The following is a 23988-nucleotide window of genomic DNA, read 5'->3' as shown; positions in this document are numbered from 1 at the left end:
ATGTAATGAAAAAAAGTCTGATTTTCTTATTAGGTTCAGTGATGCTGCTGGTGATGGCGGCATGTGGGGATAACGACGGCGATACGGCTTCAAATGGCGAAAGTGATGGAAATGGCGGCGAGGGGGAAACGTATGAGCTGCAGTTTGGAATGCAGCCGAACACCCAGTCCAATGAATATGAGGCTGCTGAATTTTTGGCAGACTATGTTGAGGAAGAAAGTGATGGGCAACTGACGATCACCTTATACCCGGACGCTCAACTAGGGGATGATCTTTCCATGTTGGGGCAATTGCAGGAAGGGTCACTGGATATTACATTATCTGAAATGGGACGGTTTGGTCAGTGGATCCCACGTTCTGAGCTCTTGGCAGTACCTTACGTGATTGAGGACTTTGATCATATCCTGCGTGTGGTTTATGACACCGAATTTGGTGAAGAATTGCGAAATGAATTAGTTGAAGAGCATGGCCTTCGTGTGGTTGACAGTGCGTATAACGGTACACGCGTGACATCCTCAAATTTTGAAATCAATGAGCTGGCGGATATGGAAGGCATGAACCTGCGCGTTCCTGAAGCAGAAACACTGCTTGACTATGCGGAATATGTGGGAGCCTCGCCGACACCTATGAGCTTTGATGAAGTTTATCTGGCTCTGCAGACGAATCAGGTTGACGGTCAGGATAACCCGCTTCCTGCCGTAAGAGCAAACAGCTTCCATGAAGTACAGGATTATATCGCATTGACCAATCATGTTGTAAACGATAATACGTATGTGGTAAGTGAACAGACATGGCAGGATCTACCTGAAGACCTTCAACAGATTCTAAACGACGGTATCGTAGAAGCAACAGATTATCACACAGAGTTATTCCAAACGGAGGAAGAAGAAATAGTTCAGTTCTTTGAAGATGAAGGTCTGACAATAACAGAGCCTGATTTGACAGAATTTAGAGAGGCTGTTTCGGAAGCATATCCAAAGTACTTTGACAAAATTGGTGAAGGTGCAGAGGAATATATGGAAATTATAGATGATGCTCGAGAATAATCAACCATGTAGGTGATCGGTCATGTTGAAGAAAATATACAATAACTTCGAGGAAATTATAGGCAGCAGTTTGTTTGTGGCCATGCTGGTAGTTTTGGTTGTACAAACTCTGACACGCCAAGGGATTGGTGTTCCCTTGGTGTGGACAGAGGAATTAAGTAAACTGCTTTTCATTTATGCCGGTTATCTGGGGATTGCAGCCTGTATAAAAGATAACAGTCATGTTGCCATTGATGTATTTATTAAAAGACTGCCCGCCAAGGGACAAAAATGGGTGTATATATTCAATCAATTTTTAATCCTTTGTACCCTTATAGTGGTATTTATCATCAGTATCCCTATTTTGCAAAGCCAGACGCATTTAAATATTGTTACTTTACAAATTTCATATACCTATATGTTTGCAGCTCTCCCAATCCTTACGCTCGTTATGATCTACCGATTGATTGAGCGTATAGTGAAAGAATGGCGCGAAGACAAGGCTGAGGAGGTGAAATAGATGGAAATAGCAATTATTTTCATCGCATGGTTAGTCTTACTCTTTCTGGGTATCCCTGTCGGATTTACATTAATTATGGCTGCTTTATTGTACTTTATCTTAGGAGATTGGAGCCTTGTTTATGCCTCAGGTGCCCAGCTGATAAGCGGAATCAATAATTTCACCTTACTTGCTATTCCCTTCTTTATATTAACGGGAACGTTGATGAACTCATCCGGAATTACGGATCGTATTTTTAATTTTGCCATGTCTTTGGTCGGACATGTTCCCGGCGGTGTGGGGCATGTTAACATAACCGCCAGTTTAATGTTCTCCGGCATGTCCGGTTCATCACTGGCAGACGCTGGGGGATTGGGTCAGCTGGAAATCAGAACGATGCGGAAGGCAGGCTATGATGAGGACTTTAACGGTGGGTTAACTGCAGCTTCTGCAATTTTAAGTGGGATTATCCCGCCCAGTTTGAACATGATTATTTATGCCGCACTTGCCAATGTATCGGTTGCTTCTATGTTTATTGCGGGGCTGGTTCCCGGACTTTTAGTTGCAATATCACTATTTATAACTACGTTTTTAATTGCTAAAAAGCGGAACTACATCGTACTTGAGCGAGCCAGTCTTAAAGTAATCGGCGAGAATTTCCTGAAGTCTTTTTGGGCATTGCTGACTCCTTTAATTATCATTGTCGGAATTTTCTCCGGGTTCTTTACGCCGACGGAGGCTGCTGTAGTAAGTACTGTTTATGCTTTATTTCTTGGTTTCTTTGTTTATCGGGAACTGACGTTAAAGAAAGTATATGTCAATATCGTGGATGCGTTGAAGATGACCGGTGTGGTCGTACTGATGCTTGCCGCTGTGGAGTTTTTTGGACAATTCGTAGCAAGAGAGCGAGTGGCTATCAAAGTGGCTGAAGGTTTTCTCGGTATTACGGAGAATCCAATCTTTCTCCTCATGTTAATCAGTGTATTATTGATCGTTCTTGGGACTTTTGTGGAGGCACTTGCTTTACTGGTGCTGGTTGTTCCGGTTCTGATCCCGGTAGTAACGAGTGTCGGTGTTGACCCTATCTTTTTCGGTGCATTCGTTATTTTGAATTTAATGATTGGTATTTTAACACCACCGATGGGAATGGCATTATTTGTAGTATCACGAGTTGGTAATATTCCGGTGGGCACCATGTATAGAGGTATCCTGCCATTCCTGATTCCGCTCGTGCTTGTTATGATCGCGTTGATCTTTTTCCCTGGAATATCCACATTCCTGGTGGACTTACTTAATTAGATTGTAAAACGTGAAATGGGGGGGGACGCAGGTGATTGCAGGTGCTTTTGACATCGGCGGCACAAATATTAAATATGGCGTGCTGAACGAACAAGGCGATATACTTTATAAATCGAAAACTGCCACTAGAGCAAGTGAAGGCGGAATGGTCGTGATCGGTCAGGTCATAGAAATTGCCAAACGTCTGCAGGCGGATTATAAACTAAACGGGCTGGCCATCAGCACAGCCGGTCAAATTAATAAACAGGAGGGAAGCGTGATCCATGCTACTGAATCCCTCCCCGGTTATACCGGTTTGAATATAAAAAAAGAATTGGAAATAGCGCTTGGCCTGCCGGTGGTCGTTGATAATGATGTAAATTGTGCAGCTCTCGGAGAATATTGGCGGGGTGCTGCCAAAGAAATGAACCACTTTCTTTGTATGACGCTTGGGACCGGAATCGGAGGAGCCATTATTATGAACGGCCAAGTTTATAGCGGTGCGGGATATTCTGCAGGGGAATTCGGGCACATGACACTCTATCCCGGTGGAAAGTCCTGTCTTTGCGGTGATCATGGTTGCTATGAGCAATATGCATCCAGCAGTGCTTTGGAACAACGGGCAGCGAATTACTTTAAAAGAAGTACCTCTTTGCCCCTCCTGTTTAATCAGGCTAAACAGGGTCACAGGGCATCGGAGTTACTGATTGATAAATGGATTGATGATGTTGCACTGGGTATCAAGTCACTGGTCCATATTTTTAATCCCCCTTTAATAGTTATAGGAGGTGGTATTTCCGAGCAGGGAGATTATTTACTCAAAAAACTGCAAAAAAATGTGAATGCTCAAATCATGCCTTCCTTCCAACACTCCTTAGAATTAAAACTGGCACAAAATGGCAATGATGCTAACTTGCAGGGTGCCGTTTATCAGCTGAGAACAATTTTAAATGGGGAGAGGCTTTAAAAACTTAAGGAGGAATGGATATTGATGACACATTTTAAAAAGTTGCTCATATTTGCGTTCGTTGGGGTTATTCTTACTTTTGCAGGGACACCTGAGACAGTAAAGGGAGAAACGACTGGAAGTATGGATCCAATCCTGCATATTGAAAATGAGACGATTACAGATGATAATTTTATAAACTTGGAAAATGAAGTAGACCAATTAAAAGAATTAGATGAAGGTACCATTGTGGTTAGATTTCGGCCTACTGAATCATCGATTATGTCTCTTTTTTCATTAAGTAATAATAATGTTCCTGATGGTCATTTCCACTTCTATATTTCTTCATCTGGAATAGGAAGCGAAAATCGTTATGAAGCACCTGGAGAGCCGAAGGAAAATATCCATGTTATTTCCGATCATGTGGACGTAGAAGAAGGAGAAGTCTTCACCGCAGCTATGGTGATGGATAAAGATGAAGGATATAAGTACTTCTTAGATGGAGAGTTAATTAAAGCAGATACAGATTCGCCACGCAGATTTTTAAGCCATATTCATGAACCAAATAGTGCATATATCGGAAAGACAGACAGGGCATCAGGTAACAACTACGAATTTAACGGTGATATTGACTTTGTGGAAATATATAACAAGCCGCTGACGGATGAAGAACTCCAGGACGTAACTGCTGATACAGCATCCGATGCATTACTTACCAACCCGTTACCGGAAGATGCTTTTGTATCAGAATCTGAAAGTATCTTTTACCCTGGCTTTATGGATTCCCCGAATTTTAGGATTCCTGCCCTGTTTTATACGCAAAATGGTACACTTTTAGCTGGGATTGATCGTCGTATTGGAGGGCCCGGGGATTCTCCGAATGATATTCATGCAGCTGTGCGCAGGAGTCATGACCAAGGTGATACGTGGGAAGATGAAGGTATTCTGATAAATGCCTATCCGGACACTGCTTCCAACATTGATTTGGCTTTCACTGAAGATACAGAAAATGAAAGAATCTTCGCGGTTGTAGACGGTTTTCCTGATGGAGCCGGTTTAATGGGTGGCTTTGGAACGAATACGGAAAAAGGTACCGGTTTTACAACCATTGAAGGCGAAGATTATATGTTTTTAACTGATGAAGATGACAATCAGTATACAATTCGGGAAGATGGAGAAGTGTATGATGAAAATGGCGAGGTAACCGATTATACCGTAGATATGAAGCGGGATCTATATGAAAATGGAAATAAAATAGATAATATTTTCAGTGGAACGTCTCCGCTGAAACCATTAAAAACTTCCTACTTGGAGTTGTATTATAGTGACGATGAAGGTGAAAACTGGACTGGTCCCATAGATTTGAATGATCAGGTAAAAGAAGATTATATGATGTTCCTTGGTGTAGGGCCGGGCAATGGCGTTCAGTTGAAAGAAGGGGAAAATGAAGGAAGATTGGTTTTCCCTGTATATTTTATCAATGACAATAACAGGCAGGCCAGTGCGGTGATATACAGTGATGATAACGGAGAAACATGGCATCGCGGAGAGTCTCCTAACGAGGGAAGACATGTAGGAGATGGAGAGACCATTAATGAAAAAGATTTTACCGAGCAGGCTCATGAGATTACGGAAGCTCAAGTCGTGGAAATGCCGGATGGCCAGCTGAAGCTATTTATGCGGAATTATTCAGGACACGCACAAATTGCAACAAGTGTGGATGGTGGAGAAACCTGGCATTCTGAGGTGGTAACGGAAGAGGGCTTGGTTGCTCCATACAGTCAGATGTCGGCGATTCTGTATGATGGGAAAATTGATGGAAAAGATGCTGTTATCTTCTCCAGCGCGAATCATCCTACTGATCGAATCAATGGAACAGTAAGGGTAGGACTTATTCAAGAGGATGGTGTGGACGAGCATGGCCATACCAACTACTCATTTGACTGGAAATATGAGCAGTTGGTGAAAAGCGGACATTACGGATACTCGAGCTTGACAAATATTCCAAATGGAGAGATTGGCCTGTTTTACGAAGGTACTCCCAACACAGAAATGGACTTTATCAAGTTCAATACCGAATTTCTTAAATGGAATAGGGAGGTAGAAAAACCAACTCCGAAAGTAGATTTCATGGAAGTGATACAGTCGCCTCCTCCCGTATATCGTCCAGGGGAAACGATACAAATAGAGGTTGCTTTTGAAGATTATGTGATGTTGATCGGGGAGAAGCGTTTGAAAGCCAATATTGGAGGTTATAATGTTTCCTTCGATCTTGTGGACCAAACAGGACACAATTACTTTATTTTTGAAGCGGAAGTACCTGCGTTATCTCCTGGAACCCATGATATTCATGCCATGTTTGATTCGGGTCTAAACATTTACAATGTATATGGAGAAAGTCTATCCGCTAACGAAAATGATAACCAATTAACTGATATAATTAGAGTAAGAGATAGTGGTAACGGCCGCCCTTAAGTAAGGGGTAAAGTAAAACTCTGCAGGACAATAATATGAGGTAAAACTAAATGGTTTTACCTCTTTTTCTTCTATCCATTCGGCTTTTATTTTCAAATTGCTTACATCTGCAAAAGAAAGTCCCTTGGACAGCGGTTCACTCGTATCTAAAATAACACAATTGTTTTTAATCGACTTAATTTGTACGGGACTAACGATAAAAAATTACGAAGAAGCCGAGAAAGTAAAAATGGAGATCACTGAAAATACTGCGAGTAAATTGTATTAAGGGGTTCTCTTTGTACGTAGGGAGGTGGGTAAATTTTGAGCAGGACCAGCCAAACTTTGATAAAAAACGTAAACATTTTTTTAGAAGAGGAGATCCTCCCGAATGGTTCGATTTTAATGGAAAACAGTAAAATAACGGGGGTGTCTGCTGGCGAACCGAGTGATTTACCGGAAGGAACACAGATTATCGATGGGATGAACCTTCATGCGATTCCCGGGTTTATTGACGGACACATTCATGGGGCAGATGGAGCGGATATGATGGATGGCAGAGAAGAGGATTTGGACAAAATTGCGTCCGCTTTGCCACAGGAGGGTACGACAAGCTTTTTGGCAACAACGATTACACAGTCAGCTGAAAATATTGAAAAAGCATTAATAAATGCTGCGGACTACGAGAGTAAGCAAGGGCAGGCAGAATTGATCGGTATCCATTTGGAAGGCCCCTATGTGGAAAAGGAAAAAGCCGGAGCACAACCTGTTTCATATATCGTGAAACCGGATCTGGAACAGTTTAAAAAGTGGCAATCTCTTGCAGGAAATCAGATTAAGACGATTACACTTGCACCTGAACATGATGAAGAGGGAGTATTTATTAACGAATTAGCAGCCTCCGGTATGAATGTTTCAGCGGGACATACGAATGTGAATTATGAGGGAATGAAAAAAGCTGTCAGTGAAGGCGTGCGTCAATTAACACATCTATGTAATGCAATGAATGGCATCCATCATCGGGATATTGGGGCAGTAGGAGCGGCATTTCAATTGAAGGAATTGCGAGCTGAATTGATCGCAGACGGCATTCATGTTTCTCCTGACATGCTGCAGTTAATTTATAACAATATGGGCAGTGAGCGATTAATATTGATTACTGATTCCATGCGAGCGAAAGGGTTGCCGGCCGGACAATATAAGCTGGGAGGCCAGCCGGTCAACGTGACGGAAAAACAGGCTGTATTAGCGGATGGAACGTTAGCGGGAAGTATTTTGAAAATGAAGGATGCAGCAAAGCGAATGTTGCAGTTGGACGGTGTAGGGTTAAAAAATATAGTGGAAATGACTGCTGTTAATCCAGCCAAGCAAATTGGGATATATGATCAAAAAGGAAGCATTTCAGCAGGAAAAGATGCGGATATTCTATTGGTAGATGATGAATTGAATATAAAATATACCTTTTGTCGTGGAGTAATTGCATACAAAGGAGAATAAAATGGAAATTATACGTGTGAAAGATTATGAGGAATTAAGTGAGAAGGCAAGTGAATTTATCATAGAAAAGGTGAAGAAGCTGGAAAATCCTGTGCTCGGTTTGGCAACAGGATCTACGCCGGAAGGGTTATATCAAAGGCTCATAGACAATTATCGACGAGGCAAAATTTCCTTTGAAAATGTTTCAACCTTTAATCTTGATGAATATGTAGGATTGGCAAAAGACCATCCGAATAGTTATTATCATTTTATGAATGAGAAGCTGTTCAGGCATATTGATGTTTCTGTGGATCGGCTCCATATTCCAAGTGGTGATGTTGAAAATTTGCAAGAAGAATGCATGAATTATGAGAAACAGATTCGCCTGGCTGGTCACATTGATGTTCAAGTCTTGGGGTTGGGAGTAAATGGTCATATAGGTTTTAACGAACCGGGAACTCCTTTCACGAGCAGAACGCATGTAGTGGATTTAGATGCATCTACGAGACAGGCAAATTCCAGGTTTTTTAACTCGGTGGATGACGTTCCTGAAAAAGCAATCACCATGGGAATTGAAACCATAATGGAAAGTAAGGAGATTCTTTTACTTGTATCCGGCAGGAACAAGGCAAAGCCTCTCGATCAATTGAAAAAAGGAGAAGTTTCTGCTGCGTTTCCAGCATCTATCTTACAGAAACATGGAAAAGTAACAATTATTGCAGATGAAGAGGCATTAAGTATTGCAGAAGAATAAGGGAATTTTTGTAGATGGACCAAGTATTGCCACACTTGGTCTGTTTTTTTTGGGGGGGTCAGACCCCTCAATTCCGAATATTTTGAATTGCGGGGTCTGACCCCCGCTTGAATAATGTAATTTTTAGCATTTTTTCTTAATGGGTTGCTTTGGGTGGAGGGTTATATTAAAGTATAGCTTTGGTAGAAAAACTTACGCTGGCATGCATTATACCCCGCTGCGCGCCCCTGCTGAACTTTATATTTAACTTTTAATAAAAGAGATTGATATACAATAGAAATAGTGGACAAGTAAGTAATGAATCCAATCATAACAGAAAGTAATAGAGAAGCATCATAGGAAAAGGGGGATTCATCATGGATATTACAATTTGGGATATGATGGTCGATTTCGGTATCATGTCCATTGCGCTTGTGATCGGAATCATATTAAAGGCAAAAGTGCCTCTGATACAAAAAACGTTTATGCCTGCCAGTTTTATCGCCGGGATCCTTTTGCTGATCCTTGGGCCGAGTGCTTTTGATATTCTCCCGTTCTCTGATTGGCTGGGGACGTATCCGTCGTTACTGATTGCGGTGGTCTTTGCTGCGATCCCCATTGGAGCGGCAAGGGCGGATTTCCGGGAACAGTCCAGCAGGGTTCGTAGTGTTTGGTTTTATGGTGTATTTGCACTCATGCTTTTTTATGCCATCGGGCTGATTGTGACGCAGACTTTCCTGACACCGGTAATGGGTGCTCCGGCCGGAGTGGGAATGATGCTTGGTGTCGGATTTTTTGGCGGACATGGTTCGGCGGCAGCCATCGGGGAGGCTTTTGCAGCTTTAGGATGGCAGGAAGCAACGGATATTGGTTATACGGCCGCAACCATTGGAATGGTTGTAGCTATATTAGGCGGAATGATGATTATTAAGCGTGGCGCTGAGAAAAATGAAACGAATTATATTACCGGGTTTAAGGATTTGCCGAATGAATTGCGTACCGGGTTGGTGCCAAGCCGAAAAAGATTACCGATGGGAGATGTCACGTTCTCGCCGAATGCGGTTGACCCTCTCCTTGCTCATGCCGGTATCATCGGAATTGCGATTTTATTGGCTTACGGAATCCAAAACGGTCTTGAGTCTGTTTTTACAGGATTGTCGGTACCACTGTTCAGTATGGCGATTATCGCAGGACTTCTTGTTCAGTTTGGGCTGAAAACGACAGGCGGTTCCGAGTATGTGGATAAGCGGATTATGGACCGGATAAGCGGTACTGCCACGGACCTGATTGTGATTTTCGGTATTGCTTCGATCAATTTAACCGTCGTTGCAGATTATGTTGTATTACTGCTAATTTTATTTTCCATCGGAATCGCTGCTGCCTACCTGACCTTCCGTTTGCTGGCTGCACGCACGTTTCAGTCCCATTGGTTTGAAAATGCGGTGTTCAACTGGGGCTATACAACGGGAACGGTGGCGATGGGAGTGGCGCTGCTTAAGATGGTTGATCCCAACCACCGGAGTGGTGCCTTGACGGATTATGGCGTGGCCTATCTCGGGATAATGCCATTTGAAGTAGTGACACTTGCTATTTTACCGGGCATTCTGATGAGCGGATTTGGCTGGACGTACACGATCTTCACCGTCCTGGTGTGTGCGACCCTTCTTATCCTATTCAGGCAAAAGAACTGGATTAATCGTCAGCGTAAAACGACTTAGGAAGATGGGAGTGCCTGGGACTGCGCTAAATGCTCGTCCCATCGAAAAGACTTGTCACTCCCCGGAATTTGTCATATCATGTCGAAGTTTGGGGTCAGACCCCTCAATTCTGAATGTTGTGAATTGAGGGGTCTGACCCCTTTTCTCCATCTATCTTCTCTACAATCTGCTTCAATGCATTTCTTGATTCGGGGAAGTTGTAAATGGGATAAATATGCACCATTTTGGGAGCTTCCATATAATCCACAGAAACTCCCTGTTCTTTTGCCATAGTGACAAATTTCCTGGCGTCGGCTGCTAATATATCATGGGAACCCATAAACATGGTGATTTTCGCAAGCCCATGTAATTCTCCATATAGCGGGCTGACTTTCGGATGTGTTGTATCCGTCGTGCCGGCATACATTTTACCCGCTTCCATCAGTCCGGTCCTGACAAGAAAGGGATCATGTTTTTCTATTGGAGTAATTTCAGGGTTGGTTAGAGACAGATCCAGCCAGGGAGAGATGAGAATGATTTGTTCGGGCTGCTCCAGTTGTTTTTCCTTTAGTAATTGCGCCAGTACGAGTGCCAGTCCGCCACCGGCTGAATCGCCCATTAAAATCATGTTTTCCGGATGTTTCAGCTTGTTCATCTGCTCCATATACAAATCATAGATAAACGGAAGTGTATGCTCATACGTGTGCTCCGGGGCCAAAGGGTACAGTGGAACGATGATGGTACAATTTAATTCGTCGGCTAATCTGCCCAGGAAATTCCAGTGCAGTCTTGAAATACGGTAGACATAGGCGCCACCGTGTATATAAAAAATGGGTTTGTTGTCATTTTGCTGGTTTGGCTGCAGCTCATAATAATAATGGCCGTTGAATTCTCCCTTTTTGATTTTCATTTTTTGAAGTAATTTTTTAGGTGGTTCGTCACTCACCATTCTTCTTATTTCAATGGCTTTGATCAGGTCTTCTCCTGACTTTTCCCAGAATTGTTTGCTTCTGCTCGCTTTCAGCAACAGCTTGAAGCTCTTGCTCTTTACACTTTCCTTTTCATATCTGTCCCCTGTGTGCATTACATTTTCTCCCGCCCATTTGAATTAAAATCCATATCTTCATTCTAACACTAATATCACCGGATAACGAGTGCACTTTTATATGGGGTCAGACCCCACAATTCTGAATGTTTTGAATTGAGGGGTCTGACCCCCTTTTCGCTAAATATCTACAAGCATCTGCTGTATTTATGTTTGCCTGCTTTAAATGTGGTACAATAACCTGGAAATCATATGAAAGGGGCTGGATGGGAATGGGAGATAATTCTTGGTATCCACTGGATAATGCCGGGAAGCTGTATTCATCTATTATATCTTCACGTGCGACTACGTTATTTCGGCTTTCTGCGACATTGACTTCTCCTGTTCATCCAGATTACCTGCAGCGTGCCCTGGAAGTTACATTGGAACGTTTCCCCTTTTTTAAGGTGCAATTAAAGCAGGGTTTCTTTTGGTATTATTTTGAAGGAACCGACTGGACACCGGAAGTGGAAAAAGAAAAGTATCATCCGTGTATCAGTTTATCGATTAAAAAACGCGGATCCTTTCCGTATCGGGTCTATTATTTTAACAACCGGATTGCGCTGGAGCTATCCCATAGCTTAACAGATGGTACGGGAGGGCTTCGGTTTTTAAGTGAGCTTATCCGGCAATACATACATTTGAAGGAAGCTGTTCCGATTAAACAGGAAACGGTAAGTGAGGAACAGCTTTTATCAGAAACAGAGAATGCTTTCAGAAAGTACTTTAATAAAGATATCCCCGCGCCGCGAACGCGTATGGGAAAATCATTCAAATTACCGCTTCCATTGGATAAAAAGGGACATTATCATATTGTTACCGGGATGATCAATGTCAGGGAGTTAAAAGAAAAGGCGAGGGAGTACGATGTCTCGATCAGCATTTTTCTTACGGCTGTTTATATCGAGAGCCTGTTAAAAATTCAGGAAAAGACAGCAGTCAGAAAGCGGCCGATTGTCATTAATGTGCCGGTGAATATGCGCTCCTTCTTTGAGAGTGATACGATGCGTAATTTTTTTGTAAGTATTACCCCTTCAATTGATGCAAGACTTGGGACATACACATTTGAAGAAATCATTCAGGAGCTGAAAATTGAGTTCAGCCGTTTAGTAACGCCAAAAAAGTTAAGTCAGTATATTAAGCGAAGTGTGATGGGGGAAAAATCACTTGCGCTGCGGCTCATGCCGTCGCCGATCAAGGATATCGTTGCTCCTTCGATCTATTCTTTTTTCGGGGAAGGGCAATATACGAGCGGTTTATCGAACCTTGGCGTTATTCGTATGCCGGAAGAAACGGAAAATTTTATTGAAAGAGTAGAATGTTATCCGCCACCCAGTATTGGAAATAAAGTGAAGGCCATGATTACAACTTACAAAGACCATATGTATATTTCATTTGGAAATTTATCCAGGGACCGTATGCTGGAGCGGGAGTTTTTCAGGAGGATACGGCGGCTGGGTATGGAAGTGACGATCGAAACAAATGACGAGGAGATGTGAAGATGGCTTATTGTCCGAAGTGTGGGGTACGGGTGGAAGGCGATGATCGGCCATGTCCGCTTTGCAGCTTTCCGATTCCCAAAGTGAGTGAAGATGATACGGAAAGAGTGCGGACGAGAAAATTCCCTAAAACGGCAAACCCGTATCCTGCATACACGAGAAGGGTATTGAATCGAATTTTTATTTTTATTACGTTATTGGTATTTGTGGCTGTTTGCCTGATGTTTTATATTGATTATCTGATGAATGACAGGTTCACCTGGTCAAGGTACAGCAATTTAAGTGTTTTCGCCGGCTGGGTGCTGTTGTTCTTTTCATTCGGTTATGTGCAAAGTTATTATAAGGTAATTATTGGTATTGGCTTGAATGCGCTTGTTTTATTATTTGGATTGGATATGTTTGATGGCAGGCTGGACTGGTTTATGCCGCTGGCTTTTCCAATTGTTACCGGGGTCACGGTGATGGCTGTCGGTTACTGGAGTGTCATCCGGGCATTATCGGTTCGCGGCTTTAATGTCATCGGTTCGCTTTTTATCGCGCTAGTTATTCTCGCCATGTGGATCAACTTTTTCATTCAAAGTTATCAACATGAAACAAACCTATGGAGCTGGATCATGGTGACCGTGCTGCAATTAATCCCGGTGCTCTTCATCATGCTCGCTGTAAAATACCTCCTGCCTGAGCGGATCAAACAGAAAATCGCAAGGAAATTTCATTTGTGAGGGGGGGGTGCCTGTCACTTCCCTGTGAGGGGGGTGCCTGTCACTTCCCGGTTTTTGTCAGAACTTGTCGTTTTTTGTTGCTGTGCGAGATGGGGTCTGTGCGAGATGGGGTCAGACCCCTCAATTCCGAATGTTCGAAATATTAACCGCAAAAAGAACTTATTTTCCAACGGATATGTGGCCACAGATGTGATACATCATCATGAGGATGGAACATGCTATTATTATTTTTTTTAAACAGATAAAAAGGAGATAAGAAGCCGTGAAGATACCAATTAGACATATTACATTGCATAAACTGAAAATGCGTTTAAAGAATCCATTTGTTACCAGTTTTGGCACCTTGCAGGATAAGGAGTTTTTTATCACAGAAGCTGTCGATGACCGAGGACATCGTGGTTATGGCGAGTCTGTGGCTTTTACCAGCCCATGGTACACTGAAGAAACGGTTAAAACGAACTTTCATATGATGGAGGATTTTTTAATTCCGATTTTAAAGGAAAACGAGATCAAACATCCGGAAGAGGTTTCTACGCTATTCTCGCCGATTAAACGGAATAATATGGCTAAATCAGCTTTGGAAGGAGCCATATGGGATCTGTATGCCAAAAGGGAAAATATTCCGCTGGCCAAAGCATTGGGCGGGACAAAGAAGGTAGTGGATGTTGGGATCAGTATTGGCATTCAACCCTTGGAGGAACTGCTTAAGACAATTGATTATTACGTACAGGAAGGATACAAGCGAATTAAAATCAAAATAAAACCCGGATTTGACGTGGACGTCCTTAGGCAAGTACGGAAACAATTTCCGGATACGCCGATCATGGCGGATGCCAATTCTGCGTACACGTTAGATGATGTAGAGCATTTAAAGCAGCTTGACGACTTGAATTTAATGATGATCGAACAGCCTTTGGCACATGATGATATTGTCGACCATGCCAGGCTGCAGGAAGTCATGCACACGCCAATTTGCCTGGATGAGAGTATTCACTCTTTGGAAGATGCTAGGAAAGCCATTGAACTTGGCAGCTGTAAAGTGATTAATTTAAAAATCGGACGAGTGGGTGGTCTCACGGAGTCAAAGCGAATACATGACTTATGCAAGGAGCATGACATAGATGTGTGGTGCGGCGGAATGCTGGAAGCAGGTGTAGGCCGTGCGCATAATATTGCATTGACGACGCTTTCTCAATTTACGATGCCGGGAGATACGGCGGGTTCTTCACGCTATTGGGAAAAAGATATTATTACGCCTGAGGTGACGGTGAAAAATGGGGTCATTGCTGTCCCGGACCAGCCGGGTATTGGTTATGAATTGGATGAAAAAGCACTGGCCAATTATCGCGTGGAGAAAATGAGATTTGATTTTTAATTGTAGATTTTACCTTCGTTAGGGTTTTGGTGTCTGGGACTGAGCGGGTACGGAGGGAGAGTGCCTTGGACTGCGCTAAATGCTCGTCCCACCGAATAGACTTGGTTAGTGGGTGCCTGTCACTCCCCGGTTTTTGTCATAAATTGTCTATTTATTTGCAATAGGCATTGGCTGCAGGTAATGTCAAACATCCGGCTGAGATACTTTATCTCTAAAATAGGGATAGATTGGGTTACAATATTTCCCATTTTTCACTGGTACGGAGATGCTTGAATTTCACAGTATGTTCGGTTGTGGACGCACCATCACCATGGTAAAATATATGAAAAGGTCGTGGGGAGGGAGACTATTGGCTGAGATATCCAACAATGATATATTTTTAGCGATTAATGAACTGGCTGCAAGTGTGAATGACATAAAAGAAACAGTTGACAGCACTGAGAAACGGGTTACAAATATAGAAGACAGAGTGACAAACATAGAAGACAGAGTGACGAATATAGAAACAGAAATGAAAGAAATGAGAAAAGAGTTGAAACATGACATCCGTAAAGTAGATGAGAAGATCGGGCGTCTTTCTGCTGAATTATTGGATGCAAAAGCAGATATTTCTTTATTACAACAGCAAATATAGCCATGTAGTAAAAAGTAAACTGAGCGTGCGTGGAGCAGGCTTATTTTTTTCGATTTTAGTGGGCGCCTGTCACTCCCCGGTTTTTGTCATAAATTGTCGAGAAAGGGATGGGGTCTGACCCCTCAATTGTGAATTTTCTGTTTATTTTATTCCATCTATTGTAACGCGTCTTTTGCAGTAGATAAGCCACTTCATCCGCAGCTCATGTGGTACTTTTCTATCATTTTGATGGGTGTTTGAAGTTAATTATTGTATAAAGTAAGCCCATGTGCTAAACTTTTATCAATAATAAATTCAGATAATACAATAATTTCTTTAAACTGCTTAATCTAAATGACTCTGTTGGAGAAACAGAGCAGGACTTGGATTAAAACCAGTTACATGTACAGGATTCGTCAAAGAGAGTCCGGGTATATGTAGCTGGTTTTTTATTTCCGGAATGATCAATTTAAAATACGGAATAATTGAAAGCGCTTTATTTCTATTCCTGTTATTACCCTTTCTCTGTTTTTATGCCACATATAGTTGTGAGGCATGAGAGAAAGGACAACATACAAGAATTTATTACATATGGGCGGTGGTGAAAATGTAAGGATGCAGAGCGAAAAGTTATTCCTGAATATTAGGAATGAAACAAGTCAGTTAATACCAAACCTAATTATTTCACATCAGAAAGGATTGATTTCATGAAAAAACTGCAGAGGATTTGTGTTTTTATTTTAATCATCATTCTATTAAGTGCATGCGGGGAGGATGCAAGCACGGAAGACGGATCGACAAGTGCAAGCGGTGGAGCGGCCGTGCCCGGTGATCTGAGAATTGGCGCGTCCACGATCGGCGGGTTCTGGTACACACTGGCGGCATCCATGGGAGAGCAATTGGATGAAGTTTATCCTGGCACCACTGCTACGGTTATCGAGGGAGGTTCCATTTCCAACTTGGCCGGGATGGCTGATGGAACTTTTGAAATCGCCTTCAGTTCGGGACCGATGATTCATGCTGCCAGGGAAGGTACAGCTCCATTTGATGAAAAAATAGAAAACGTAAGTACGATTGCAACCTTATATCCTACTGCCATGCATATTGTGGTGAGAGAGGATTCGGATATATATACCATTGAAGATTTAGCAGGAAAAATTGTGAGTCCCGGTGTGAAGGGGTATGGGTCGGAGCTGGCTTTTATAGATATTTTGGAAGTGCACGGCATGAGTTATGACGATATTGACAGAGTGGAGTATGTGGGAACTTCCGATGGTGCGGATCTGTTAAGGGACAGGCATATTGATGCTATTGCGACAATTGGCGGTGTGCCGAATGCTGTTTTCCAGGAATTGGCCAGTACGGTCGGCATTCGCCTGATTCCGTTGGGGGAGGAGACCGTAGATCAGTTGCAGGAGCTGAATGAAGGGTATATTCCCCATGAATTTACGACGGATGACTATGATTTTCTGGACGACAGTATGAATACCATTGCGCCGTATACATCCTTATTGGTGAATGATGATCTGCTGGATGAAGAGGCGGTATATGAATTGACGAAAATGCTGTTTGAGGATAAAGATCGCTGGAAAGATATATCCACTATCATGGATGATTTTGATGCAGCATACTCCATAGAAAATAATGTAGGGAAAATTAATCCGGGGGCGGAAAGGTATTATGAAGAAATTGGTGTGTTGGATTAAGCTTTGATTTTAAGTATGCACAGTGATTAAAATCTCTCCTGAGAAACTGTTGCAAAAATCTTGGATAAACCACGGCCTCTTTATACTTTGCTGTAAAGAGGCTGTGGGGAGGAGGACGATGTTAAATTGGCAATTACTGCAAAAGAATTTACTGTCGCAGATGCTGTTGTAAAAGAGCTGGTAAGACAAGGAGTGGAAGTAGCATTTGGTATTGTCAGCATTCATAATCTACCGATCTATGATGCTATTTCACGGAATGGAAATATACAATTAATTACTGCACGCGGAGAAAGCGGTGCAGTAAATATGGCTGATGGGTATAACCGAGCCAGCGGCAAACTAGGCGTGGTTATTACAAGCACTGGTACCGGAGCGGGCAACGGTGCAGGGTCACTTGTCGAAGCCTGGAGTGCGGGGACCCCGCTTCTACATATTACAGGCGAAATTGAAAGCCCGTATATTAATCAGGGGAGACATTATATTCATGAAGCGAAGGACCAGCTTTCCATGATGGAAGGGGCAGGCAAAAAAGCATACCGTCTCCGAAAGCCGGAACAGGCGGTGTCGGTTATGCGAAAAGCTATTGATAAATCATTCGAAGCGCCTACGGGGCCGATTACGCTGGAAATTCCGATTGATTTTCAGACAGCCATTATTCCGGACAGTGAGATTGTCGAAATAAAAGGGGCGAAACCGGATAGCGATGAAGGCGAATCGGTGATAGCTGATCCGGTTATGGCAAAAATAGCTGCCGCTCGGCGTCCGGTAATTTGGGCCGGGGGCGGAGCAATTAAATCCGGTGCCTCTGAAGAAATAAAGAAATTGGCTGAAAGGCTCGGAGCAGCTGTGATTACAAGTCAGGCCGGAAAAGGTTCTATTCCTGAAGATCATCCTTTATGTGTAGGGTACTTTTCTTCCAATCAGCGGGTGCGTGATTTTGTGCGGAAATCTGATGTAATGATCAGTGTCGGTACGCAATTCCGCAGTACAGAAACCGCGCTTTGGGATGATTTTGTCCCCGAGGAACATATTAGTATTAACACAAACATGCAGGCATTTAATGTGAATTATCCTGTAACCCACGGAATTGTGGGGGATGCTAGGCTCGTGCTGGAAAAAATGATTCATTATATAGAAGAAAAAGGTTATTCCCCGGAAGAAGGGTACGAAAAAGAAGTGAAAGAGGTTCGCGATCAGGTTCGCCGGGAATTAATTGATACACTTGGCCCATATCAGCATTTTGTGCGTAGCATTCGTGAGATTTTACCCGACGATGGGGTGCTGGTACGTGATGTTACCGTACCGGCGAATTTATGGGGGAGTCGTGTGATCGATACATTAGTGCCGCGTACCTCGATCTACACTGCCGGCGGGGGAATTGGCCAGGGATTGCCTTTGGCGATCGGTGCCCAAGTGGCCCGGAAAGACCGGTCGGTTGTTTTAATGGCAGGCGATGGCGGCTTTCTTTTAAATATCGGTGAAATGGCTACAGCACTGCAGGAAAAACTTCCAATCAACGTAATTTTATTTGATGATGCAGGGTTTGGGGTGTTGCGAGGCATTCAGGATGCAGCATACGGGAATCGTGTGGCGGTGGACCTGGAAAGTCCCGATTTTGTAAAAATTGGCGAAGGAATGGGATTTTTCGCTAAGCGGGTGCATTCCGCAGATGAATTTACCGGTGCATTTTCCGATGCCGTTTCCATGGACAAACCATCACTGATTGTCGTGGACATGCACGCCGTAGGTCCGGTAACCAAAAAGTACGCCGGAACACCGGGGGCCGTGCCTGATTATGAGCCCAGGAAGGTGTGAGCGGGAGTCTTGGACGGTGCTAAAAGTTCGTCCCAACGATAAAATCCGATTCCCCTGATTGTTCAAGATTGTTAAGGGCTAGAGAAAACGTGATTCAATAGAATGCGTACGCCTATTTTCTCCGGAAGCCCCCGAATTAATATCATAGTGGGGAGGGAACAAATTTTTCTGCCTTTAAAGTGGTTCCCTCCTTTTTTATTCTCTCCCCCCCAATTGGAATATGCTGTCGAATTATTTCCCGGGAAATGTCAAAGTAGCAGTTGAACATGCGTATTATTTTAATATTTTCAATACATACTATGTTTTTGTTAGACAAATTGAGGTTTAAATAATCGTTATTTCGGGTATTTACTATTGAACTGTGCAGAAAGAAGTGCTTTTACATATATTTCAAAATTCAGAAGAGAAAGACCGCTCATGTTGACATATAAGTTGATCTCCTTTAAGATGGATAACTATATCTCGGCGGTCCCGGCATTCGTTGTGTTCTTACAAGGTGTTTGCCGTAACAGCAGGCTTCATGGTGCGAGAGTTTATGAGCCTGCATAATCAACTGTCATTGCGGGGGGAGAATTATATGCCTTTCCATGAAAAGGTGAAAGAAAATATTAAAAACCGACAAAATGAATATATTAATCTACTTCAGCAAATCGTACAGCAACCAAGTACTACAGGAAATGAGCTTCAGGCACAGAAAATCATTGCGGAAAGATTGAAATCAAAAGGGTTGGAGGTGGACGTCTGGACGCCTGATTACCACGAGCTTATGAAGAGCAAATTTTTCAACCCGATCAGGGAAGATTATGAAGGAAGTCCGAATGTTGCAGGCGTACTGAAAGGAACGAACAATGGGCGCTCCTTGATTTTAAATGGCCATATTGATGTCGTTCCTGCCGGGGACAAAGCAAAATGGACAGCGGATCCATTCTCCGGGGAAGTAAAGGACGGGAAGTTATACGGCCGGGGGACCACGGATATGAAGGGAGGAAATATAGCGGCGTTAATCGCATTGGAAACTATTGTTGACCTGGGCATTAAGCTGAAGGGCGACGTTATTTATGAAAGCGTTATTGAAGAAGAAACCGGGGGAGCTGGAACGCTGGCGGCGATTCAAAAGGGTTATAAAGCGGATGTCGCGATTATCCCCGAACCGAGTGAGATGCGGATTTTTCCGAAGCAGCAGGGATCCTTATGGTTTGAAGTCCATGTAAAGGGGATCGCTGCCCATGGAGGCACAAGATATGAGGGCGTCAGTGCACTGGAAAAAGGCTGGCTTGTCTTTCAGGAGATCATGAAATTGGAGGAAGCCCGGAATGCGCCGTTGCGAAAGGATCCTCTCTACAAAGATAACCCGATTCCGATACCTATCAATATCGGCGAATTTAACGGTGGGTACTTTCCTTCGTCTGTAGCGGATAAAGCTACGATTAAAGGCCGCTATGGGGTGGCGCCGGGAGAAACGATAGAAGAAGCGAAAGAAAAATTTAAGGCAATGCTCGATGGATTAAAAGAGGTGGACGATTGGTTTGCGGATCACCCGGCAACGGTCGAGTGGGGCGGGGTGCATCTGCCGCCCGGCGGATGTGATATGGACCATCCGATGCTGGAAATCCTGCAGCAGAACTATTATGCCGTGGAGAAAAAAGAGCCTGTGCTGGCCGGATCCGCCTGGGGTACGGATGGAGGTCTGCTCACGCAGGCAGGGGGCATTCCTTCTATTATATTCGGCCCAGGTACAACCAACATGGCGCATTATGTGGATGAATATGTCGAACTGGACAAGCTGTTTAAGACAGCCGAAATCATCGCTTTAGCCATGATAGACTGGTGTGAGCCATCCAATGCATAAAATGTAAAGTTACAGCAGCAGGTGGAAAGGAAGCATGTATGAAAACGTCCACCAACCAATGCATAGATTTTTAGAGTTGCAGCAGCTGCTGAAAAGCACACCTGGCTGAAAACAAGTACCATTCAATGAATATTTTTCAAAGGGAGAGTTTATCGTGAAGAAATTTCTGATCATGACAGGGTTTATTTTAATGATGATTTTCATAGCCGGCTGTACATTGGGGGAAACCACCAATGAAGCCGTTGACGAGGACGATGAAGGTGAAACAGGAGCTTCAGGCTCAGGGGAATATACGATTGGTGTGACTTATACTACGCCTGAAACAGGGGCAACGCATTTGGGAATGGAGAGATTCAAAGAATTGGTGGAGGAAAGAACAGAAGGTGAAGTAGTTGTGGAATTGTATCCGAGTGGTCAATTATACGCTTCGGAACGTGAGGCAATTGAAGCGACCCAGGTTGGGAACATAGAGATGACGGTTGCTGCCTCTGCGCCGGTTGCCGGATTTGATGAACGATTTTTAGCACTGGATTTGCCATTTATTTTCCCGGATCATGAAACAGCGTATGAAGCACTGGACGGGGAACTTGGCCAGACACTGCTGGATGGTCTACCTGAGATTGGGTTGGTTGGCCTGGCCTATGGAGAAACGGGCATGCGGCAATTATCCACGAGCAGTACGCCAATAGAATCACCGGAAGATTTACAGGGAGTAGCCCTCCGAACGATGGAAAATGAAGTGCATATTGATACGTTTACGGAATACGGGGCTAACGCTTCTCCTTTCGCATTCGGTGAACTGTACAGTGCGCTGCAGCAGAATATTTATGATGGAATGGAAAATCCGTTAAATCTCATTGATCAGATGAAATTTTATGAAGTTCAGGAGTATTTAACGATTTCCAATCATGCGTATACGGCTACCGTTGGGTTTATGAATGGTGATTTTTTTGACGGGCTGCCGGAGGATTTTCAGGATATGGTAAAAGAGGCTGCCCTGGAATCGATGGACTATCAGAGGGAAATGGCGCGGCAGCAGGATGAAGAGGGTCTGGAAGTGATTGAGGAGCATATGGAAATTAACGAGCTTTCCTCGGAGCAGGTAGATGCATTTATCGAAGCGGCAGAACCGATTTTTGATCAATATGAAGAAGTCATTGGTACGGAATTAATGGATTTGACACGCTCCTATTCTCAATAAATCTTATTAAAATAAAATTCCACAGGGAGGGGCAGCAATTCCCTCTTTGTGGAAAATTTTTCATAGATAAGGAGAAGACAATGGACGTAAAAACATTACTGGATAAACGGATGGAGGAATTTATCCTCGTTTTGACGATGGCGCTTATGGTGCTCATCATGTTCTTTCAATCCATTTTCCGCTATTTTTTCGGATTTTCCATCAGCTGGGGATCTGAACTGGCGCAATATCTGCATGTTTGGCAAATCTGGATTGGTGCCAGTCTGGCCATTCGGCTGCAATCCCATATTCGGGTGGACGTGTTCATCAAATTATTCCCTCCTGTCATACAACGGTTCTTACATATATTGGCATTGCTCAGCTGGTTTGTATTTGCAGCATTTTTGGCCTATGAGGGAAGCAGATATGTTTTGGATATTTTAACGAGCGGCCAAACGAGTCCGTCTCTTCAGATACCTATGTGGATTCCGTATTTAGCGATTCCGATTGGGGGCGCTTTAATGATGCTCCGTTTAATTCAGCAGTTTTATTTTATATTTACAAATAACGATGCTTTCTCCGAGGAGGAAAGGCAATGACAGTAGCTATTTTATTCGGTATGTTTTTTCTGCTGATGTTTATTGGCGTGCCTATTGCGCTGTCTTTGGGGTTGGCTTCATTGGCAACGATGGTTTTTGCCACGGAATCTTCTCCAAGTGTGATCATTCAGCAGGCTTTTACATCGTTGGACAGCTTCCCGCTGATGGCCATTCCGTTTTTTATTTTAACGGGAGTCTTAATGAGCCATGGCGGAATTTCGAGGCGGTTACTCCATTTGGCCACCGTCCTGATTGGTTTTATTACCGGTGGACTGGCGATGGTTACGGTGCTGGCAAGCATGTTTTTTGCCGCCATTTCGGGTTCGGGGCCTGCGACAGTTGCGGCGATTGGGTCTTTTATGATTCCGTCGATGCGAGAGCAGAAATATGACAGTGGTTTTGCAGCGGCCATTACGGCATCGGCCGGGTCCATTGGTGTGTTAATTCCGCCAAGCATTCCTTTTGTTATGTATGGGGTGGTCGGTACTGTTTCAATCGGGTCGATGTTTTTGGCCGGGATTATACCGGGGATTATTTTAGGATTGGCTTTAATGGTTGTTTCCTTTATTATTGCAAAAAAGAATGGATTTAAAGGAACAGACAAGGTACCGACATTTAAAGATGTGTTGAAAGCATTGAATGATGCCAAGCTGGCGCTCTTGACGCCGGTAATTATCTTGGGCGGGATCTATGCAGGGATCTTTTCCCCGACGGAATCGGCGGCAGTGGCTGCTGTGTATGCTTTGATCATTGGAGTGTTTGTATATAAGGAGTTAAATTGGAAGTCCGTGTATGAAAGTTTTTCTTCGGCTGCGATTACGAATGCGGCTACGGTCATTATTATCGGGTTTTCCATTTCCTTTGCTTTTTTAATGACAAGGGAAAGAATTCCTTCGATTATTGCGGATTTCATTGTCGGTATATCGGAAAATCCGCTGATTATCATTTTGATCATTAACTTATTCCTCATTATTGTAGGGATGTTTATTGATACGATTTCGGCTATTGTGATTTTGACACCGATATTGCTGCCGATCGTAACGAATATTGGGATAGACCCGATCCATTTCGGCGTCATCCTCGTCATGAACCTGGCCATCGGCTTTGTCACTCCGCCGCTGGGGGTAAATCTCTTTGTCGCTTCCACGGTCGGAAAAGTACCGTTTGAATCCATCGCCAAAGCTATGATCCCCATCCTGGCCGTCATGCTGCTCGCCCTATTAATCGTCGTTTACTTCCCACCACTGACCATGTGGGTGGAATAAAGACGTAGAAAGGCAGCCTATGTTTGAAAATTCGGAATTGAGGGGTCAGACCCCATTAAAAGCGGCAGTGGTGTGAAGATTTAGAATTGAGGGGTCAGACCCCCGTTGAAACCGACAGAAGATTGAATGTTTGCAATTGGGGGGTCAGACCCCTTTGCAGATCCTATGTGTGT

General features: G+C 43.5%; 19 protein-coding genes. 18 read left to right on the top strand and 1 reads right to left on the bottom strand.

The features are described 5' to 3' along the window. Nucleotides 1-5: 5 nt before the first annotated feature. From ACZ42C_RS10515 to ACZ42C_RS10480, 8 genes are all read left to right on the top strand, one after another. Nucleotides 6-1046: a sialic acid TRAP transporter substrate-binding protein SiaP gene (locus tag ACZ42C_RS10515; RefSeq protein ID WP_461180343.1), complete on the top strand. Its 1041-nt coding sequence runs from the start codon at nt 6-8 to the stop codon at nt 1044-1046. A 22-nt stretch (nt 1047-1068) separates the two neighbouring features. Further along, nucleotides 1069-1545 (top strand): TRAP transporter small permease, encoded by a 477-nt coding sequence (locus ACZ42C_RS10510; RefSeq protein ID WP_461180344.1) that lies wholly within the window; start codon nt 1069-1071, stop codon nt 1543-1545. Beyond that, complete coding sequence (locus ACZ42C_RS10505; protein WP_461180345.1) at nt 1546-2823, top strand: TRAP transporter large permease; 1278 nt, start codon at nt 1546-1548, stop codon at nt 2821-2823. It abuts the gene before it with no gap. Nucleotides 2824-2854: 31 nt separating this feature from the next. Beyond that, nucleotides 2855-3769 carry an ROK family protein gene (locus ACZ42C_RS10500; protein WP_461180346.1) on the top strand — a complete coding sequence of 305 codons (915 nt, stop codon included), beginning with the start codon at nt 2855-2857 and terminating at the stop codon, nt 3767-3769. A 24-nt stretch (nt 3770-3793) separates the two neighbouring features. Then, the gene (locus ACZ42C_RS10495; RefSeq protein ID WP_461180347.1) at nt 3794-6223 is read left to right on the top strand and encodes a sialidase domain-containing protein; all 2430 of its coding nucleotides are present in this window, start codon (nt 3794-3796) and stop codon (nt 6221-6223) included. Between the two features lie 300 nt (nt 6224-6523). Beyond that, a complete protein-coding gene (gene nagA / locus ACZ42C_RS10490; protein WP_461180405.1) occupies nt 6524-7699 on the top strand; it encodes an N-acetylglucosamine-6-phosphate deacetylase in 1176 nt (391 codons plus the stop codon). Nucleotide 7700: 1 nt separating this feature from the next. Then, on the top strand, nt 7701-8432 hold the full coding sequence (gene nagB / locus ACZ42C_RS10485) for a glucosamine-6-phosphate deaminase (protein WP_461180348.1): 732 nt from the start codon (nt 7701-7703) through the stop codon (nt 8430-8432). Nucleotides 8433-8788: 356 nt separating this feature from the next. Then, nucleotides 8789-10129 carry a sodium/glutamate symporter gene (locus ACZ42C_RS10480; protein WP_461180349.1) on the top strand — a complete coding sequence of 447 codons (1341 nt, stop codon included), beginning with the start codon at nt 8789-8791 and terminating at the stop codon, nt 10127-10129. Between the two features lie 103 nt (nt 10130-10232). Here the strand turns inward: ACZ42C_RS10480 and ACZ42C_RS10475 are convergent, their stop codons facing one another. Continuing rightward, complete coding sequence (locus ACZ42C_RS10475; protein ID WP_461180350.1) at nt 10233-11192, bottom strand: alpha/beta hydrolase; 960 nt, start codon at nt 11190-11192, stop codon at nt 10233-10235. 233 nt (nt 11193-11425) lie between these two features. On the opposite strand from ACZ42C_RS10475, the gene ACZ42C_RS10470 reads away from it, so the two are divergent. The 10 genes from ACZ42C_RS10470 to ACZ42C_RS10425 all read left to right on the top strand — a co-directional run bounded on the left by ACZ42C_RS10470 (nt 11426) and on the right by ACZ42C_RS10425 (nt 23815). After that, nucleotides 11426-12691: an alcohol acetyltransferase gene (locus ACZ42C_RS10470; RefSeq protein WP_461180351.1), complete on the top strand. Its 1266-nt coding sequence runs from the start codon at nt 11426-11428 to the stop codon at nt 12689-12691. A gap of 2 nt (nt 12692-12693) precedes the next feature. Beyond that, entirely contained in the window at nt 12694-13413 is a 720-nt protein-coding gene (locus ACZ42C_RS10465; RefSeq protein ID WP_461180352.1) for a DUF6320 domain-containing protein, read from the top strand. A gap of 268 nt (nt 13414-13681) precedes the next feature. After that, nucleotides 13682-14788, top strand: coding sequence for an o-succinylbenzoate synthase (gene menC / locus ACZ42C_RS10460; RefSeq protein ID WP_461180406.1), 1107 nt, complete (start codon nt 13682-13684; stop codon nt 14786-14788). Between the two features lie 349 nt (nt 14789-15137). Beyond that, the gene (locus ACZ42C_RS10455; protein ID WP_461180353.1) at nt 15138-15422 is read left to right on the top strand and encodes a hypothetical protein; all 285 of its coding nucleotides are present in this window, start codon (nt 15138-15140) and stop codon (nt 15420-15422) included. Between the two features lie 686 nt (nt 15423-16108). Then, complete coding sequence (locus tag ACZ42C_RS10450; protein ID WP_461180354.1) at nt 16109-17107, top strand: TAXI family TRAP transporter solute-binding subunit; 999 nt, start codon at nt 16109-16111, stop codon at nt 17105-17107. Nucleotides 17108-17233: 126 nt separating this feature from the next. Further along, nucleotides 17234-18922 carry a thiamine pyrophosphate-binding protein gene (locus ACZ42C_RS10445; RefSeq protein WP_461180355.1) on the top strand — a complete coding sequence of 563 codons (1689 nt, stop codon included), beginning with the start codon at nt 17234-17236 and terminating at the stop codon, nt 18920-18922. A 577-nt stretch (nt 18923-19499) separates the two neighbouring features. Beyond that, entirely contained in the window at nt 19500-20771 is a 1272-nt protein-coding gene (locus ACZ42C_RS10440; protein ID WP_461180356.1) for a peptidase, read from the top strand. Nucleotides 20772-20925: 154 nt separating this feature from the next. Beyond that, nucleotides 20926-21972 carry a DctP family TRAP transporter solute-binding subunit gene (locus tag ACZ42C_RS10435; RefSeq protein ID WP_461180357.1) on the top strand — a complete coding sequence of 349 codons (1047 nt, stop codon included), beginning with the start codon at nt 20926-20928 and terminating at the stop codon, nt 21970-21972. Nucleotides 21973-22052: 80 nt separating this feature from the next. Continuing rightward, nucleotides 22053-22550, top strand: coding sequence for a TRAP transporter small permease (locus ACZ42C_RS10430; protein WP_461180358.1), 498 nt, complete (start codon nt 22053-22055; stop codon nt 22548-22550). Next, on the top strand, nt 22547-23815 hold the full coding sequence (locus ACZ42C_RS10425) for a TRAP transporter large permease (RefSeq protein ID WP_461180359.1): 1269 nt from the start codon (nt 22547-22549) through the stop codon (nt 23813-23815). Before ACZ42C_RS10430 ends, ACZ42C_RS10425 begins: the two co-directional genes overlap by 4 nt. Nucleotides 23816-23988 lie beyond the last annotated feature (173 nt).

The sequence above is a fragment of the Virgibacillus kimchii genome (genome assembly GCF_055379185.1).
The sequence above is the reverse complement of the archived record's forward strand: the minus strand, read 5'-3'. Positions and strand labels throughout refer to the sequence as shown.

What these genes read in the sequence shown, in the direction of transcription:
- ACZ42C_RS10515 (WP_461180343.1), top strand. Translation starts at nt 6, where the DNA reads ATGAAAAAAAGTCTGATTTTCTTATTAGGTTCAGTGATGCTGCTGGTG.
- ACZ42C_RS10510 (WP_461180344.1), top strand. Translation starts at nt 1,069, where the DNA reads ATGTTGAAGAAAATATACAATAACTTCGAGGAAATTATAGGCAGCAGT.
- ACZ42C_RS10505 (WP_461180345.1), top strand. Translation starts at nt 1,546, where the DNA reads ATGGAAATAGCAATTATTTTCATCGCATGGTTAGTCTTACTCTTTCTG.
- ACZ42C_RS10495 (WP_461180347.1), top strand. Translation starts at nt 3,794, where the DNA reads ATGACACATTTTAAAAAGTTGCTCATATTTGCGTTCGTTGGGGTTATT.
- nagB (WP_461180348.1), top strand. Translation starts at nt 7,701, where the DNA reads ATGGAAATTATACGTGTGAAAGATTATGAGGAATTAAGTGAGAAGGCA.
- ACZ42C_RS10480 (WP_461180349.1), top strand. Translation starts at nt 8,789, where the DNA reads ATGGATATTACAATTTGGGATATGATGGTCGATTTCGGTATCATGTCC.
- ACZ42C_RS10475 (WP_461180350.1), bottom strand. Translation starts at nt 11,192, where the DNA reads ATGCACACAGGGGACAGATATGAAAAGGAAAGTGTAAAGAGCAAGAGC.
- ACZ42C_RS10470 (WP_461180351.1), top strand. Translation starts at nt 11,426, where the DNA reads ATGGGAGATAATTCTTGGTATCCACTGGATAATGCCGGGAAGCTGTAT.
- ACZ42C_RS10465 (WP_461180352.1), top strand. Translation starts at nt 12,694, where the DNA reads ATGGCTTATTGTCCGAAGTGTGGGGTACGGGTGGAAGGCGATGATCGG.
- ACZ42C_RS10450 (WP_461180354.1), top strand. Translation starts at nt 16,109, where the DNA reads ATGAAAAAACTGCAGAGGATTTGTGTTTTTATTTTAATCATCATTCTA.
- ACZ42C_RS10440 (WP_461180356.1), top strand. Translation starts at nt 19,500, where the DNA reads ATGCCTTTCCATGAAAAGGTGAAAGAAAATATTAAAAACCGACAAAAT.
- ACZ42C_RS10430 (WP_461180358.1), top strand. Translation starts at nt 22,053, where the DNA reads ATGGACGTAAAAACATTACTGGATAAACGGATGGAGGAATTTATCCTC.
- ACZ42C_RS10425 (WP_461180359.1), top strand. Translation starts at nt 22,547, where the DNA reads ATGACAGTAGCTATTTTATTCGGTATGTTTTTTCTGCTGATGTTTATT.